The sequence below is a fragment of the Bradyrhizobium sp. 170 genome, from assembly GCF_023101085.1.
Classification (GTDB): domain Bacteria; phylum Pseudomonadota; class Alphaproteobacteria; order Rhizobiales; family Xanthobacteraceae; genus Bradyrhizobium.
In genome coordinates, this window is record NZ_CP064703.1 from 386,638 (window position 1) to 400,098 (window position 13,461).

General features: G+C 61.1%; 12 protein-coding genes and 1 pseudogene. 7 read left to right on the forward strand and 6 right to left on the reverse strand.

The genetic code is table 11. The annotated features are described in order from the left end of the window. Positions 1 to 201: 201 nt before the first annotated feature. Together IVB05_RS01815 and IVB05_RS01820 are read right to left on the reverse strand one after the other, a co-directional pair. Positions 202 to 3,735, reverse strand: coding sequence for a Dyp-type peroxidase domain-containing protein (locus IVB05_RS01815; protein WP_247782741.1), 3,534 nt, complete (start codon positions 3,733 to 3,735; stop codon positions 202 to 204). Positions 3,736 to 3,773: 38 nt separating this feature from the next. Further along, a complete protein-coding gene (locus IVB05_RS01820; RefSeq protein WP_247782742.1) occupies positions 3,774 to 6,041 on the reverse strand; it encodes a patatin-like phospholipase family protein in 2,268 nt (755 codons plus the stop codon). Between the two features lie 241 nt (positions 6,042 to 6,282). On the opposite strand from IVB05_RS01820, the gene IVB05_RS01825 reads away from it, so the two are divergent. After that, positions 6,283 to 6,450, forward strand: a complete 168-nt coding sequence (locus IVB05_RS01825) for a hypothetical protein (RefSeq protein ID WP_247782743.1) — start codon at positions 6,283 to 6,285, stop codon at positions 6,448 to 6,450. A gap of 300 nt (positions 6,451 to 6,750) precedes the next feature. Here the strand turns inward: IVB05_RS01825 and IVB05_RS01830 are convergent, their stop codons facing one another. Continuing rightward, on the reverse strand, positions 6,751 to 6,969 hold the full coding sequence (locus tag IVB05_RS01830) for a hypothetical protein (RefSeq protein ID WP_247782744.1): 219 nt from the start codon (positions 6,967 to 6,969) through the stop codon (positions 6,751 to 6,753). Between the two features lie 399 nt (positions 6,970 to 7,368). Here IVB05_RS01830 and IVB05_RS01835 point away from each other — a divergent pair, with 399 nt between their 5' ends. The 6 genes from IVB05_RS01835 to IVB05_RS01860 all read left to right on the forward strand — a co-directional run bounded on the left by IVB05_RS01835 (position 7,369) and on the right by IVB05_RS01860 (position 10,957). Continuing rightward, on the forward strand, positions 7,369 to 7,650 hold the full coding sequence (locus tag IVB05_RS01835) for a hypothetical protein (protein WP_247782745.1): 282 nt from the start codon (positions 7,369 to 7,371) through the stop codon (positions 7,648 to 7,650). After that, the gene (locus tag IVB05_RS01840; protein ID WP_247782746.1) at positions 7,604 to 7,882 is read left to right on the forward strand and encodes a hypothetical protein; all 279 of its coding nucleotides are present in this window, start codon (positions 7,604 to 7,606) and stop codon (positions 7,880 to 7,882) included. Before IVB05_RS01835 ends, IVB05_RS01840 begins: the two co-directional genes overlap by 47 nt. A 1-nt stretch (position 7,883) precedes the next feature. Then, positions 7,884 to 8,747 (forward strand): nucleotide-binding protein, encoded by an 864-nt coding sequence (locus IVB05_RS01845; RefSeq protein ID WP_247782747.1) that lies wholly within the window; start codon positions 7,884 to 7,886, stop codon positions 8,745 to 8,747. Continuing rightward, positions 8,744 to 9,148: a Rap1a/Tai family immunity protein gene (locus tag IVB05_RS01850; protein WP_247782748.1), complete on the forward strand. Its 405-nt coding sequence runs from the start codon at positions 8,744 to 8,746 to the stop codon at positions 9,146 to 9,148. The genes IVB05_RS01845 and IVB05_RS01850 overlap by 4 nt, the downstream gene beginning before the upstream one ends. A 406-nt stretch (positions 9,149 to 9,554) precedes the next feature. Then, positions 9,555 to 10,148: a hypothetical protein gene (locus tag IVB05_RS01855; protein WP_247782749.1), complete on the forward strand. Its 594-nt coding sequence runs from the start codon at positions 9,555 to 9,557 to the stop codon at positions 10,146 to 10,148. Positions 10,149 to 10,162: 14 nt separating this feature from the next. Beyond that, complete coding sequence (locus IVB05_RS01860; RefSeq protein ID WP_247782750.1) at positions 10,163 to 10,957, forward strand: hypothetical protein; 795 nt, start codon at positions 10,163 to 10,165, stop codon at positions 10,955 to 10,957. 70 nt (positions 10,958 to 11,027) lie between these two features. On the opposite strand, the pseudogene IVB05_RS01865 reads toward IVB05_RS01860, so the two are convergent. The 3 genes and pseudogenes from IVB05_RS01865 to IVB05_RS01875 form a co-directional block, all read right to left on the reverse strand. Beyond that, a pseudogene (locus tag IVB05_RS01865) lies at positions 11,028 to 11,216 on the reverse strand (nitroreductase); the annotation flags it as partial. Positions 11,217 to 11,240: 24 nt separating this feature from the next. Next, entirely contained in the window at positions 11,241 to 12,053 is an 813-nt protein-coding gene (locus IVB05_RS01870) for a murein L,D-transpeptidase family protein (protein WP_247782751.1), read from the reverse strand. A 435-nt stretch (positions 12,054 to 12,488) separates the two neighbouring features. Then, complete coding sequence (locus tag IVB05_RS01875) at positions 12,489 to 13,166, reverse strand: nitroreductase (protein WP_247782752.1); 678 nt, start codon at positions 13,164 to 13,166, stop codon at positions 12,489 to 12,491. Positions 13,167 to 13,461: the final 295 nt, after the last annotated feature.

The window sequence follows — 13,461 nt, forward strand, 5'->3', positions numbered from 1 at the left end:
GTCAGGGCAAACCGTATTCGTGACCGCGACGACACTTCCCTGAGCGACGGACTTGCCAGAAATCGCAAGGCGTCATCGGTCTTTCGAGCCGGCTCGCCGAAAGTTGAGGCCACGATCTTATACCGTCTTGCCTATCTGTGCGAGCGCAGAAGTGGCGGCGAAGCGGGAGCATTTATGCGGCTCGCCCCTGCGTCAGCGGCCCTAACGCATGCTCACGGCCAATTGCACCGGCGACATGGTCGGCCGCAGCCTCGTCGATCCGAGCAATCCGGCCAGCATGCCGAGCATCACGCCGATGGCCATTTCGTAGCCCGGGCAGGCGTGCGTGGGATGGTTTTCCTTGCTGCGGTTACCTCCAAAGATGGTGTACAGGCCGTCGCCGTCGACCTTGTCGTTCATCAGGCATTCTTGCGTCGCCGAGACGATGCTCACCACGATCCGGTCGCCCGGATTCACTTCGACTTGTCCAAGAGAATGCTGCACAAGCGCTGTGCGCCATGCGAGCTCCGGAACCGGCCGCAACAGCAAGGTTTTCCTGAGCGGTGGCATCAGGATCCTGCAGGCTTTCTCCAGGGAGTCCCCGGCTTCATCGCCCAGATAGTCGAGCTGATGGTCCCACAGCGAGCGGCTGTTGACCCATTCGTACAACACCCCGCGGATGTTGCCGTCGACGGTGGGAAGAAACCCCATCATCACGCCAATCAGCGTGCTCGTCAGCAGCTCCTTGTCCCCGGAGAACGCGTCGAACAACGCGTTTCCGATTTTGCCCAGGCTCCTTTTGCCATTATTGCCCAACGCGTCGAGGAGCCGGCGGACTGCAGTGTTTGTCGCTCGTCCGTGCTGTTCGCCAATCCGGGCCGCCTCCGGCCCCGGGTTGGGCTGGAACATATAGCGTGACGGCGAATGGAAGTGACCCGGGCAGGTCGGATGATCATCGGGCCGCCAATGCCAGCCGCCGCCCACCACGTGCTTGCCGTCTGGCACGCCAAACCACTCGGCGCTGAGGTCGGCCAGGACGCTGTCGACAATGTCTCTCACCTCCAATTTCCTTTCGGTGGATCCGGCGACGAGCAAGCGCAGCGTATTCCGCGTATGCTTAAGGGCGCTGTCGAACGCGTCCTTACGGGTGACATTCATGATCGCTTTGTTGGCCGGGCAAGCCTCGGCGCGGTACTTCGACGTGGGTAACCTGTCATCGTCCTTGCCCAGATAGATCTCGCCGAAGGACGCGCGCATGCGCTCGGCATAGCCGGTCACCGTGTACCGCCGTTGGCAGTTATTGAACACTTCGTCCACCCGCTTCTTGCTGCATACCAACACCCCGTGCGGCGTTCGCAGCACCCCGCCGTGCAACTCCCGGATCGCCGCCCATACTGCCTGGCTGGCACCGGACAGGCGTGGGCCCATGTCCTCGAGCACAATCTTCCATTGCTCCGCCGCCGCCTCGAAGCCCTGCAGCTTCTCGGCTAGTCCCAGTTTGGCGATGATCGCCGCGCCCTTCTGCGCATAGCCAGCGAGCTCTAGCGTACGCCGGTCTTTCTTCTTCGGATCATCCTTGTCCTCAAGGCACTCGATCCTTGCCGCGTCCGCGGCGATTTCCTTGAGTTCGGCGATCGCCTTGATTGATGGGATGAAGGCGTAGAGACCCCATTCCAGCTTGACGATCGGCTTGTCCGGCGGCAGCGGCACCACGTGCTCCATGCCGCTGTCATCGTAATAGACGAAGCTATGCGGGTCACCTTCCTGCGGCACGCCGAGGAACGGATCGCGCAGCGCCGAGTACGTATTCCGGTCGCTGCTGTTGCTGCCGCTCAGCCAAGCCTGGATGACCTCGAACTGCTCAGCGATCGACGCGTTGTATGCCATGAAAAACAGGCCGCGTTCGGCATCCGGGTTTTGATTGAAGGGCGGGCCATAGGACATGCCGCGTCGCATGATCCGAGGCACGGTGCGGATGTCGTCCCGGGTGCTGCGTGGATTGGCGCGCCGGATATGAGATTGGAACGGACACGCCTTTCCGTCTGGGTCTTTCGAATAGTCGAAGTCGTTACCAGTGATCATCTTGCCGTCGATTAAGACTTCGCCGTTGGCCGTGCGCCCCATGAACTTCGCCTTGACGACCCCTGCTGCGCGGCTCCCGTTCAGCACATCGTCCAGCACCTTGACGTTCTGCTTGAGCTTGCGCACCACCATGAAGGTACTATCATCCCACAGCTTGCCGGTCAGCGCCGGATCGCCGAAGGAATTCTCGTAACCCAGCAGCAGGTCTCCAGGCGTGATCTGGTCGGAGTAGGCCGACTTATGCTCGGACGCTTCCACCTTTGGCTGGCTGATGCCATCGACGAAGTCGAAGTGGCCTCGAACATTCCCGCTGACGGGGTCGAGGAAGCGCCGCATGGACTGCACAGAAAGGATTTGTACGCCCTTGTTGACGAGCTCTTTATTGAATCGCGCGATCGCCTCCGACAACGGATGCTCGTCGTTGTTGAACTCGTGCGATCCATTCGAAGACCGCTTGCAGGTGTACTGGACGATCGCATGGACTGACGACAGTTCAACGCGGTCAGGCTTGCCTTGCTTCGACCGGTTGCGCTCAGGGAGGGACCATTTGGTCGGGTGGTTGTAGAGCCGGTCGCCGAGTATGCCGGCCCGCGCGGCCATCCCTTCACGAAACTCGAATGGCAGCAGTCCGAGGGTGCCGTTCGGCACGCCCGCAAGCGCCAGCCCCTGGATCGTGAATCCCAGATTGACGAAGGGGACCTCATTCGCTGCCCCATGTATTGCGGCGGTAGTTCGCTTTATTTCCGGCTCAAGGTACGCCAGCATGTCGCGCGCTGCCTTGGAGTCCTTGAAAGCGACCAGCAACAGGCATGCATCCGTGGCGCCCGTGTACTGCTCGATGATGCCACCCTGAACGTTCTCCGTGTTCCACTTCGCTTTTTCAGGGTCAGATTGAGGGCGCGGCTGAGATTTGGAGAACCAACTCAGCGCGGCTCGTTCAGTAGGATTGCTCCTCTGTTGCGGGTCCGTCCCAATCAGTTGCTCAGCGCAGTCCCCCAACAGATGCCTTGCAGCGCGCAGCAGAAAGCCGCCGTCGTCCCCAAGCGGCGGGTATAAATCGGTTAGACGATACAATGCGGTCAGGGCCGGGATCGCCTGCGCAAGAATCGAATGGGAGGCTTTCTGACCGTCGTGCGGCGGCCGCTCATGATCCCCACGCTGGTCCGTCACAACTTTTCGCCGAAGATAGTACAGGTCGTTCACCGTGAGCGAACTGGCGTTGTAGAAGAACTGAGTTTCGACCTGGGCCGATCGAACCCAGCCCGCGTAGGCGGGGAAATTGTGGCTATTGGAGTCCAGATAGCCTTCGCAATTGCAGAAGATCACATCTAGAAGCGGTCCCAGATCACGCCAGATGCGGCGCATGTAGGGCTCCCATCCGCCGTCAAATGCGACCGAAAGCAGTAGCCGCCGTGGCGGATCCTCTCCGACAATCGCAAGGCGGAAGGAGTGAAGCGCTCGAACCCGATCGACCGCGTCGGCGATCAATGGCGTCGGCTCCGCCTCCAACGACGAAATCCGCAATGTGTTCAGCGTTCTCAAAAGCGTTCGTACCCGGGTATCGTAGCTGCGCGAGTCCAGTGCCGGGATCAGCCCGGACTTGATCGTTGCCACCAGGGTAAGGTCGCTGACACCCAACAGACTCTTCGATTTGCTCTGTAAATCAATCTGCATGGCGGCTCCCTCGTTCCTGATCCCTACAATTGAGTTCGCTAAAGCGGCGGGCGCACCCGCATGACCGGCCGTGGGGAAGGCTCGTAGGGCTGCCCGACTGTCGGCGTGTTCAACGCGCGCTCAGCCTGCGTCAGTGCGTCTAGCGCTCGTTCCAATGCGGCCGCCTGGGCCGCAAGCAGTTGCGAGTCGTTGTCCTTCCACACAGGTTCGTCATTTTCGGATTCATCGTTCTTCGGCACAGATTCATCGTTGCCCTTCTTCAGCACCGGCTCGTCGATTGCCTGGCGGATCAGGTCGCGGATCGGCTTTCCATGTTGGCCCTGCAACGCCGCCCAGGTCAGCCCGGCGAGGCTCCGCGAAAGACTGTCCCGCAGCACATTGAGCCGCACCCAGCGATGCTCGTTCCAGCCGTCGGCCAATTCGCCGGAAGGCCGCGGCACCGGGAGGGCATACCGCTTGAGCAGCTTTAGCGCCGCCTGGCGTCCCAGATCGGCCAAGTCCCTGATCTCATCTTCCTTCATCCGGATATTCAGGCCACCGACCCCACTAGGCAGCCCTATCCGCACGACGCGTTCGCGTACCCCGGGCAGTCGAGCCAACGTCGCGTCGCTCCAGTTAATCGTCGTCGACGCAAGTGCGCTGAAGAAGCCGGACAGCCTTTCGACAGGCTCAGGCTCAGTCTCGAACTCGTTCCATTGGTCTTCGCCTTGCTCGAGATGGCTTTCCGGCAGCCACACCTGCGCTTGCTTCGGCGAGGAAGTGAGGCCTTCCACCGCGCTCGCCTTGCTTGGGGGAATTTCGTGCAGCGAGACGCCGAATGTGGGCCAGGAGGGAATCGGGCTGTCGAAGAGATGGATCGGAAAGTTCGAACAGATACCCCCGTCGCAGAATAGACAGCGCCTGAACACATGCTTTTTCTTGTCCCGCTCGTCGAGGATCCAGAGCGGTACCGCGCGGAACAGGATCGGAAAGCTGACGCTCATGCGCGCGGCCACCAGGATCGGCAGGTGCTTTGTCGGCAGCCGGTACATCGGCTCCTCCCCACTCCCCACGACCGGCGATTCACTGATGACAAGCGACCAAAACAGACGGATCGCACGCGAACGGAGTCCCCTGTCCCGGGCCACTCGCGCCAACGTTGGCGCCGGCTTGGCGTCCCCCTGATACTCATTCGATTGGCCTGTGACCGGGTCGAACTCCATGGCCCTGACCACATCGGGGGGAAACAGCCGATTCATTTCACTCGAACGAAAGAAGAGCGGAAGGTCGTCCGCTTCGCCTTCATTCTGCGGAAAGACGTATGGTCGCCCGTGGGTCACATTGGCGGTGAACATCTGCAGATTGATCGAGGTGGTCCCCGCTGGGCTGGGATCCTTCAGAGTCTCCCGCGGCGAGCCCGGCGCCGCAGCGAGGTCGGCGAAGGTCAACGGCCGATCGTTTGCCTTGCGCCCGGCAATCTCCTGGATGAGGCTATGCAGCCAATCCGTGAATGGCAGGACCGGCGCGTCCCCCGAGAGAGTTCCGCTGCACAGGCCGTAGTCGTGCCGCACGATGCGTCCGACGTCGCGTGCGAACAGCACAAACGACGCAAAAGCGATCCCGGCGAACAAGAACGTCGTCGCACCGATCCCGATCAGCAAGGCTATCGAACTGCCGATGTGCCCCTGTCTGGCGCACATGAACACGATGAAGCAGACGATCAGAAACACGGCCGCGATGGCGAGTATGATCTTCGACCTCACATAAGCGCTCAGCAGCCCGCCCACCAACGCCCCTGGTTTCCCGGATGGCGCGGCGAAGCCGGGCAACAACGCATCGAACAAACGCCTGTTCTCTTCCTCGGGCTGAAACAGCCACTCGAGACGAGTCTTGCTCTCGTCTACTTTTTCGGCGACATCTGCGGCACGCTCCAGCATGATCCGGAAGCCGTCGGACGAACCGTGCCGACGCCGGTACTCGGCCGCGGCGGCCAGCGCTGCGGCGCCGGCACCGGACGACGCTCCGCCGATGCTGTTGAAACGATACACCATCGCGAGCGCGAATACGGCTGCAGGGTAGGCAATCGAACTGGTGACGCCGCCGGTGAGGATCAGATCGCAGTAGCGATCGCTCGGCGCCCGATCTTCGAAGGCAGGCAGTGGTTCCCTAGTGGACATTCGAACTTCCTCACTCGAGCCACGGGCACTATCACTGTTACAAAATAGAACTGCCGTAAGGGCGCTTGTGAACTGGTTCACATTCGGCGACTTTTTTTTGGGCTGCTTGAAATCAATCTGCGCGAAGCTTGAACTTTGCCAGCTTCGCACGGGATCATTTGTTCGGACGTGAAATCGGCGTGGTGTCAAGACTGGCGGCGCAGCCATACTCCAACGCGATCTCAAACTCGATGTCATCGGCCCAAATTGTCAAACTTCGACGCCGCAAAGGGCCTCATCCTCGCGGCGGTTCAGCCATACGGGTCAAGATAAAGACAGCGGCAGAGGAAAGGAGTTAAGAATCCATCCTCAAAGGCAATCCGCAGTCAATCTGAAAGGTAGGAGTGCCAAAATGGGTAAGTTGTCAAAGGACGACAGCGACCGGATCGCGGCAGCTTGCGACGTTGCGGTTCGGATCGCCAAGGGCGAGGGCCGGAAGCTGGTTCTGCCGGTGCTTAGTGGAGACACCAGCCTCGTTGCAACAGAGTTAGGCGTTCGAATTTCGCTGCCGGCAGAATGAGGGCTCGCCAGCGGTAATAGCGCTTTCGGAATGAACCGGAGGGCAGACGAGACTAGACCCGGCTCGGGTGTAAGGGACGCGGAGAGCTCAACCTGCGCAGGGTTGAGCTCCAACTCTTCAGCTGCGGGGATGAATAAAGGATCGCTGGAGCAGGGCGTGCGAGGGGGAGTGCTGGGGAGCTTGTGCTCGTCCAATTATGAACGGCGTTACGCCCATAACGGCTCGACTTCGGGCACAAGACTGGGGCGAAACCCCATTTTCCGGCCGTAGCTCAAGCGGTAGGTTTTGGTCAAGGAAGGTTTAAAATGCTTGATCTTTCAATAAGGATTGACTGACACTCTCTCCGCCAGCTTCCGCCTTGTCCAAAAACATGAAGTAGTGCCGCAGCAAATGCTCCCGGTGCTCCGGGATGCAGACGAAATGCTGCAGCCGCCATCCCAGCAGCGGGTTCATCAATTCTTCCATCTCGGTCGGGCCGCCCCGGACGTTACTGTCGAACCACTCCTTGAAAAACCCCATCGCTATGCACCGACGTCGACAATCAGGGAATTATGCTTGCGATTGCCGGCCGGGACGAGCGTAACTCAGTCCTTAGCGAGACCCTCGAAGCTGCCGTGGTGCAGGCACCCATCCGAGGTGATGTCCCGACACTCCACCTTGGCGATCAAACGCGGCTCAACGGCGCGGATGTGCTTCTTCAGCTCCAGCTTTGTCTTGGCGGCGGCAACTCGTCGAGGCGCCGGAACGGCACCCTCGGGACTTCTTACGCCTACGTAACGCCATAGAACTACAGGACTCAACCCACTGAATCCAAGTTGTTTTCCGAGGGATATTTCGTTTTTCGAACCTGGAACTCTGGACTCCCGGAACCGCAATCGTCACCATTCCTGCGCGATTCGCTCAACTGCAGGTATCCGCATGACCGACGAGGACTCGGAATACGCGACATGGCTGCCGGTGATCGGCAGGGCCCTCGCTAGGCTGGCGCTGGAGCGTGCCACCGACCGGGATCCCGACAAATATCGGGAAGTGCTCGACAAGGTGAAGTTCCTAGAGGGGCTGGGCCTGCCGCAGGCCGATGCCGCCGAGGCGGCCGGTTCGACCGCCGAGTCCGTGCGCGTGGCGCGGTATAACAAGTCGAAGGCGAAAAAGATTGGCAAAAAAGGCAGTAAGAAAAAGGCAGCCCGAAGCCGCCGCTGACGAGGGCGAGCGGCAGCAGGGTACGCTAGCGCTCGACAGGATCGCGGCGCTGTTGGGACTCTACGTCGTCAAGGACATGGAGGCCGACGAGGCGGCCGTGAAGCTCGGCAACGTCGGCTTTTCCGACAAGGAGATCGCCGCGCTGATCGGAGTGACCGCCGGCTACGTCAGGCTCGCGCGCTTCCGGGCGAAGAAGAAGGGTGGCCGCAAGCCGCGCAAGAAGGCCGCCTGACGTGGCCAAGATCAATCAGGACCTGATCGAGCGGATCGCGCGCGACATGGACATCACGGCGCGCGCCGTCTATCCGCACATCACCAAGGTCGCCAACGAGATGATGCTCGACCGGCATCTGGCGGCCCTGGTGCTGGCGGGCCGCCGCGACATTAACATCCACAAGTATTCCACCTCCGACGAGCGGGCCGAGGTGCGCGGCATCATCGGAGGCGGCGGCCGGCGCCGGGATCCGGATGACGTCGAGAGCGAGACCGTCGAGCGCGCGCCGGCACGCCGTCCGGCGAAGAAGGCTAAGGCTGCGAAGAAGAAGGCCAAGGACAACACCATCTTCGTCGTCCACGGCCGCGACGAGGCGCTGCGGAAGAGCATGTTCGACTTTCTCCGCGCGCTCAATCTGAACCCGAAGGAATGGGACCACGTGCTACGCGAGGCCCGCGGCAACAATCCTTTCATCGGAAACGCCCTCGACGAGGTCATGGAGAAGGCCCAGGCGGTGGTCGTCATGTTCACGCCCGACGACTTGGTGACGCTGAAGGAGCAGTTCCGCGGCGCTGACGAGCGCAACACGGAGGGCAAGCCCCAGGGACAAGCACGGCCCAACGTGCTGTTCGAGGCCGGCCTGGCGATGGGACGGCACGCCGAGAAGACGGTGCTGGTGCAGATCGGCAAGGTGAAGGCGTTCTCCGACGTTGCAGGGCGCCACATCGTCAAGCTCTCCGAGACGACCGAGAGCCGCAACGACCTCGCCAACCGGCTCGAGAAGATCGGCTGCAAGGTCGACAAGGTCGGCCGCGACTGGATGAAGGCGGGATACTTCGTGCCGACCGAGCCGAAGCCGGCGAAGAAGAAGGCCAAGCGATGAGGGCGCTCGCCGCGGCCTGCGTCCTGATCGCATCGGCCGCGCACGCCGCCGAGGTCCCGCCGACGGCGTTCTATTCCGGCAACGACGTTTACGACTGGTGCCGCAACGACCGGCGGGCCGCCTTCAGCTACGTTGCGGGCCTCTACGACTCCGCGGCTCACGCGGCGGCCGTGATCGATTCCGGACGGCACTTCGGCAAGGACATGCCGAACAACGACATTGAGGTGGACTTCGCGATGGACCGCGTCGTCGGCTACTGCAAGCCTGATCGAGTCACTCTCGAGCAGGTGACCGACGTGTTCTGCGGGTATCTCAAGGATAACCCGGCGAAGCGCGACGGGCTGCCCGCGATCATGTTTCCCGACGCCCTGAAGAAGGCGTGGCCCTGTCCCAAGAAATGATTGAGCCCGCACACTGGCCTAGTGTGCGGGCTCCCCTCGTTAGAGGGTGGTTGCGAGGAGATACAGGATGGCCATGGCCACACCTGGATCTATCGAAATGCTCATCTTCACAAGCTTTCTCCTTTCTGGTTGGAGGGCTTGGACCAAGCGGTTTCGTGGTTTTCGGCACCGCGCGATGCCTATCATTCTTTGTGGCTTCCGGTCACAAGTCGTCCGGGACGATGCGTTGCCCGGCTAACGAGATAGGTCGGCTTTTGTCCTGGCCGCGGCACTCCGGGCTGTCACTCCCGGTCACACGTAGAAGTAGCCTAAATCCCGTCGATTTGCCATCATTTGGTTGTGAACGGTGGTGGCGGCTGGCGCCTCCGCGACAGTCCGCATTGATACGGCTACGAAAATGGCGAAAATGAAAAAGGGACCCAAGCGGACACCTCCCAAGGCGCCTCCGACCAGCATCGCGATCCCGGGCATGACGTGGTCGTTCGACCTGCCGGACCGACTCAAGATCGCCATCGCCGACGCGGTGACGGTCTTCTCGCACATAGACTGCATGGTGATCGAGAGCGTGTGGGTGCTCGAGGAGGCTAACCTTAAGCGCAAGAAGCAGATCGCCAAGGAGCATGCCGCCGAGAACATTAAGTTCATCCGCGGCATCGTCGAGGAGCACATGAAGCTCGAGATCGGCCCGACCTGGGACGCGCTGACCGAACTGCGGCGGGAGAGGAATCTGATCGCACACGGCACGTGGAGCGTCCGCTTCGGCGGCGACACGCCGGGCGAGATCGCGCCGGATCCGGAGGGACTGCCCATGGTGCTCTGGCACGCGAAGATGCTCGAGAGCGACGACTTCGTGACAGCGGAGTCGTTCGATTACTGGCGGTTCGACAAATTCATGAAGCGCGCCCGTGTGCTGCTGAACACGTTCCAGCAGTTCAGGACGATGTGTGAGAAGGCGATCGCCGAAGAAAAGACGGCGCGAGCCGCAGCGAAGGCCGGCTGACGACGATGGAAAACTTGCTCGTCAGATTTTGGGCGGCGATCCTGTCGGCCTTCCAGCGTCTGTTCGGCCGCAAGCCGCCCGCAGCGCCCAAGGTCCGCAAGACGGCGCCGTTCCTGGAAGAGCTCGACGTCTTCGACCGCGACCAGAACGGCGCGCAGCGCTACTTCTTCGGCTATCTGGCGATGCACCGGATCCCGGCCAGGAATCCGGAGGTGCTGCGGCGGATGAACGACGACTCGACGTTCTGGATCACGACGCGCAACGCGTTGCTGGCCTCGACGTTCGTCGCCCTCGGTCGCATCTTTGATCAAGATTCGAAGTCGGTGCACAACATCGACAAGTTGCTCGGCTCCGTGACGAACGAAATCGGATCTCTCAACCGTGCCGGCCTGGCGCAGCGGCGTGTCGCCGACGGCTCTATGACGGTGGCGAAAGCCGAGGAGTACGCCTCCGATCGGCACGACCTGACGGTCGAGGACATCCGCGCGATGCGGAAGGCCGTCGACAAGTGGCGCAAGGTCTACGCCGCGCGCTATCGCGACATCCGGCACAAGATATTCGCGCACCGCGGAGCGAACAGTCTCGAGGCCGAGGCGCTGATGGCGAAGACCAATGTCGACGAGATGAAGGAGTTGCTCGGCTTCCTGCACGCCCTCCATCAGTCGTTGCAGCAGTTGCACGCGAACGGACTCGCTCCGAGCCTGACGCCTGCAACCTTCGAGGTGCCGCCGACGCCGGGCGGGTCGAAGGGCGCGGAGATCCTATATCGCGAGGCCGGCAACGTCCTCTATGGGCTGATCGATCCCTGACTAAAGGAAGTCACCATATCCAATTGCCGCGGACGTTATACCGGGTAGCACCGGTTGCGCCTACGCCCGCCTATTTCGCGAAACCGACGAATACCGTAGCTTCCTCAACAGACTTCCCCTCCGACAACACCGCTTCTGCCGGAAACGTGTCATCCCGCCAGCCTAGCGCGATGCTTTTAATGATGACCTGATCGCCGGTTATGCCCGCGTGCTCGCGCACTACGGGTGATTGCATGATGCCCTGGCTGTTGATTACCGAGTCCGCGAGGCGTCGCGCAAGTGTTTAGCACCGGCTCAACGGGAAGCCGGCCCGACCCGCATCACATACAACCGCCTTATCGAACGAACTCCCAAACCATTTGCTCGTCAACGAGCCATCATTGTCTATCCAGGGGATCGGTGGCAATTGCGGCAGATAGGATGCATACGGCATCACTTTCGCAAGCGTCACTCTGCCCGGAAACTGCGCGAGGAAAGCCTTGTTCATGCCGCCGTCAAGCCCGCTGTAGATCGGAGCAGCCGGCAAATTGTCTTCAAGCAATTGCGCGTACGCGCGCTCGTCGGCGCGCTGTTTTTCCAGCGCCCGCCGCGAGATTTCGGGGTTGACGACAAAGGGGGGACATTTTTCGTTCGGGTTGAACACGAGAGGGTGCGGCGAATTCGCAGGCGGTTGCGCATCGAATACATAGCGGCGGTTGCACACATCCACCTTGGGTTCGAGCCGCGTCGTCTCGAAATGATCGTTGCCGACCTTGAGCATTTTCCAGAAGGCCAGGTTGGGACTGTTTCGATGCCGCGCCAGGTTCGCCGGCGTCAGGCGGAACGGATAGGCCTGGGCCTGGAACGACGGCCGGCCGCTGAGCGAGTCGCGCGCCAGCGAATAGATTTCGCTGATCTGTTCGTCGGTCATGGCGTAGCAACCGCTCGACCAGCAGTCGCCGTGGATCATGAGGAAGCTGCCGTTGCGCTTGTTTGCCTTGTCGAAGCTGTTGGGGTAGCCGAGGTTGATCGAAAGATAGAAGTTGGAGTTGGGATTCATCAACTCAGGTGTAATTGTATAAAACCCTTCCGGAGCCTGTCGGTCGCCCTCGTACAACTTCGGCCCGAGATCGCCCGACCACCGGCAGATCGGATAGGTCTTGAGGAATTGGAAACGGCCGGCCGTGTCCTGCTTCCAGACTTCGAGCTCCGCCTCTTCCTTGAAGAGACGCACGACGATAGGTGAATATTTTGGCATCTTCTTCCGTTCGAGCAGCGCGAGCAGCTCGGCCGGTAATTCCTGCGTCGCCTTGGCCGGCAACGGCTTGCTGTTTTCGCCAAGGCACGTGACCGGCGTCAAGGCAGCGGCAAAAGCCGCGGCCAGCACGAGAGCCTTAGCCGTTCCGATTGAATCGGAACGGGGCTCTCGCTTCTTGTTTTGACGCGTTTTCTTGACGCGAACCGGTACCCACTTCGCTGGAAAACGCTCTAATGCACGTCGGACCATGGCGCGGATCACTGCTGTACTTCCAGCCCTTCCGCCCGCGCGCCGCTACTTCTCGAACCCGACAAACACCGTCGCTTCTTCGACAGACTTTCGCTCCGACACGACCGCATTCGCCGGAAAAGTTTCATCCGGCCAGCCCAACGCGATACTTTTCATGATGACCTGATCGTCGGCTATGCCCGCGTGCTCGCGCACCACGGGCGATTGCATGATGCCCTGGCTGTTGATCACGGCGCCCAGCCCGCGAGACCAGGCGGCATTGACCAGGGCGGTCGCCACGGCTCCGCAATCGAAGGGCGTATCGTCGCTGCCGTCAAGCACGCGGTCATAGGTAATGATCACGCAGACGGGCGCGTCGAATTGACGGAAGCCGCGCAGTACCCAGTCCTGGCGCTTGTCCTTGTTGTCGCGCTCGATTCCCATCGCGGAGAATAATTGCTTGGCGACACCGACCTGTCGGTCGCGATGCTTGCCTGCAAAGGCCTGGCCCGTGCGGAACTCGCGCGACTGCGGGATGCCCGCCACCATCCGTTCGGTGTTGCCGGCGCGGATCCGGTCCAGCGGTTCGCCTGAAATGACGTAGAAATTCCAGGGCTGGGTGTTCATCGACGACGGGGCGCGCATCGCCAAACCAATGATTTCCGCAATCAGCGCCTTGGGTACTGGATCGGGTTTGTAACCGCGGATGCTCCGGCGACCGAGAATAACTTCATCAAACTGCATCTGTGTGGGATTTCCCTGACAAGTTCTGAACAGCCAGGATTTTCGCGGTTTCTGCACGTCAGCGCAAGCGACGGCGGCGCGTCGTTTACGGTCCAGCCACGCGGAACATGATCGCATCAATATTGCGCGCACGCACTCGTTTAGCGAATTCCGGGATGATGAAGTTGTGCCGCTGATTTGCCCGACGTGTCAAGTTTTCGGTCCAAACCGTCGGTTGCGGACCGGCTACTTTGCATGGGGTTGTTTTCGATATTTTTGGTGGGAGCCGCGGCGGCCCGGCGCGACGGCACCGTCC